At 39.1% G+C, this 545-nt stretch carries 2 tRNA genes; both read right to left on the bottom strand.

From position 1 onward, the window contains the following. Positions 1-339: 339 nt before the first annotated feature. Positions 340-415 (bottom strand) — tRNA-Ala (locus EU510_RS19850). Positions 416-465: 50 nt separating this feature from the next. Next, positions 466-542: transfer RNA gene (locus tag EU510_RS19855), tRNA-Ile, on the bottom strand. Positions 543-545: the final 3 nt, after the last annotated feature.

Raw genomic sequence — 545 nt, forward strand, 5'->3', positions numbered from 1 at the left:
GCATCCACCGTGTACGCTTAGTCACTTAACCATACAACCCAAACGGGTCTTTGTTTTATGACAGTTTAACTTCGCCAGAAGTCAATATTGAATACTAAAGTAGATACCAATCAATCAACTCATAAGAATTAATCAAATGGCACTGAATGGTACTGCTACCATTCTTTTTTTACTTTTGAAAACTCTTGATAAATAACAATGTTATTCATCAGAATTTTATTATCAGCTTTTCCAAATTTTTAAAGAGCAAGAGATACAAAAACCTCTCAAAATTAAACACACTTTATTCTCAGGCGGTTAATGGCCCGATAAAGAATATTTATTTTTAAGAAGTAAAAGTGGTGGAGCTAAGCAGGATCGAACTGCTGACCTCCTGCGTGCAAGGCAGGCGCTCTCCCAGCTGAGCTATAGCCCCACATATGCTGGTACTTACTGTTTTAACCATCTTCTTGATTAGACAAGAAGTGGTGGGTCTGAGTAGATTTGAACTACCGACCTCACCCTTATCAGGGGTGCGCTCTAACCAGCTGAGCTACAGACCCAAA

This window comes from Pseudoalteromonas sp. FUC4 (genome assembly GCF_008370255.1).
In the GTDB taxonomy this organism is placed as follows: Bacteria; Pseudomonadota; Gammaproteobacteria; order Enterobacterales; family Alteromonadaceae; genus Pseudoalteromonas.